This window comes from Okeania sp. SIO2B9 (assembly GCF_010672505.1).
GTDB lineage: Bacteria > Cyanobacteriota > Cyanobacteriia > Cyanobacteriales > Microcoleaceae > Okeania > Okeania hirsuta.
The window spans coordinates 1-2,383 of the sequence record NZ_JAAHGK010001183.1 but is presented as its reverse complement, the minus strand read 5'-3'; the positions used below and the strand labels follow the sequence as shown (position 1 = coordinate 2,383).

Here is a 2,383-nt window from a genome sequence, read left to right as displayed (position 1 = left end):
TCTAGTAGGGTGCGTTAGACAGCTACAATTTGAGTTGCTAGAGCCATTTTAGTATCTGTCGTAACGCACCATTGAATATGTGGAACGTTCAGTAGAAATATTCAATCCTGAAAATAAAACTTGATATTAAGACTTAATACTTAGAGGTGAAAAAGGTAGACGGCAAATCTTTACTTCTTATCAATTAATCTCAAAAATTAGGGTAGACAAAATCTAAATTATCAATTTAAAGAATGTATTCTACCATAATAAACATTAAACAAGTTTGACCGATTATTACATAAGGAACAAAAGAATAATGTTCATCATATTGACCATTGTTAAGTGGAAATAATAGAACTTTGTCAGATTGTTTTCCGAAAAGTTTGGGAATAATTATTGCGAGAATTAAATCACGGTGTTTTAAGAAAGCTTTGATATGTTTAGATTTACCAGATTTAGATTTAGTAGATTTAGCTGAGGATTTTTTTGTCAATCTAGGGTCATATCTATCCGTAAAAAAAATAGCTTTAAACCATTCAATAAACTCAAATTGACTAATATCTTTCATCTGGTCTAAAATATATCCTTCTTCATGTTCATAAGGGAAATACCAAGAACTTTCAAAACAGTTTAAATAGCGATCGCTATTAAGACATTGTTTTCCTAATTCAAAGAAAAACTGAACAACTCCCGAATCAATATCTTTTGATGTTGGGGTATATGTTGCTGGTTTAGCAAATAACTGAATATTCACAACAAACTCAGGGCCAAATGCTTTTCTACCAAACCATTTTTCCACTTCTAAAGTTTTTTCGATCGCCTCAAAAATGGATGGAGGAAAACCAAATTTTGGCAATAAACAAATTTCATCATTTAGTAAAATAGCTCGGTCAATATAATCTTGAGCTGCTGAACCATGTTGACTCAGACAAATGTTTAGTTTATCCATTAATCTAATTTATTATTAATAGGTTCAATCTCATTACAGTCATTCTTCAAATTAGTATTGCTTACCTAAATTAATTAATGCTGCTACTAATTTCTGAAGATGAGTTGTTTCGTGGGTAGCCATTAGAGAAATGCGAATGCGACTGGTATTAACAGTAGGTGGACGAATAGCTGGAGCAAAAATACCTTTTTGTTTTAAATATTCTCCCACTTCTAATGCTTCGGCTGCATTTTTTAGAGGAAAACAAATTATTGGGGATTGGTATTTTTTTGTAGTTGCTTTTACCTCGCTCCTCTGCCGATTTTCTATTTCTAGTAAATTAATTAGTGTCTCTACATTTTGCCATAATTTGAGACGACGTTCTGGTTCTTTTTTGATAATTTTTATAGCTGTTAAAGCAGCAGCAGTATCTGCGGGAGTTAAACCTGTTGTATATATCCAACTGGGTGTTCTATTTCTGAGAAATTCAATTAATTTTTTTGACCCAGCAACATAGCCTCCTAAACTTCCTAATGCTTTGCTGAGAGTACCAATTTGAATTAATTCTTTTCCTGTACAGTTAAAATATTCGACACAACCTCCTCCATTCATTCCAAATACTCCTGTAGCATGAGCTTCATCTACTAATAACATACTGTTATATTTTTCTGCTAAATCTAATAATAATGGTAGTTTACATAAATCGCCATCCATACTAAAAACACTATCTGTAATTATTAAACTGCGACGATATTTTTCTCGATATTGTTCTAGTTGATTTGTTAATTCTTCAATATTATTGTGGCTATATTCAATAATTTCTGCACCACTAAGAATGGCTCCATTTTTTAGACTAGAATGATTATATTTGTCTGATAAAATTAGGTCACGTTTACTGACTACTGAAGAGATTACGCCTATATTTGCTAAATATCCTGAACTAAAAACTAATGCTGTTTCTGTTTGTTTTAATTTTGCTATTTCAAGTTCTAATTCTTGATGTATTTCTCTATGACCTGTTAATAAACGAGAACCAGTACTACCTGTACCAAATTCTTTTGTTGCTTGAATAGCTGCTTCAATTAAACGTCGATCTCCTGCTAATCCTAAATAATCATTACTGGCAAAATTGATGAGTTTTTTTCCTTCTAATTTTATGATTGCACCGGGAAGACTGTCGATGGTTTTGACTGAACGATACCAGTTAGCTTTATGTATTATTGATAGGGATTTATCTATCCAATTATAGGGATTATTTGGCATTTTTTTTCTGATTTATTTTATTTGTCTTTACTATAGTAATTCCCAAGAAGCGTGAGGTACAAAATTCCTTTTTTTTAGGGAGTAGGAAGTAGGGAGTAGAAAAACAACTGTACCTCATTCATTAATTGATAATTGATAATGGATCATTGATAATTACCTCTGGTTAAAACCGTTACGGAATTGAATATAAGGAGATATTATTTATTCTCT

At 31.5% G+C, this 2,383-nt stretch carries 2 protein-coding genes; both read right to left on the bottom strand.

Translation table 11 applies throughout. The features are described 5' to 3' along the window. Window positions 1–226 precede the first annotated feature (226 nt). Entirely contained in the window at window positions 227–931 is a 705-nt protein-coding gene (locus F6K13_RS28700) for a hypothetical protein (protein WP_124146117.1), read from the bottom strand. A 51-nt stretch (window positions 932–982) separates the two neighbouring features. After that, window positions 983–2,173 carry an 8-amino-7-oxononanoate synthase gene (gene bioF, locus F6K13_RS28695; protein ID WP_124146118.1) on the bottom strand — a complete coding sequence of 397 codons (1,191 nt, stop codon included), beginning with the start codon at window positions 2,171–2,173 and terminating at the stop codon, window positions 983–985. Between the last annotated feature and the right edge of the window lie 210 nt (window positions 2,174–2,383).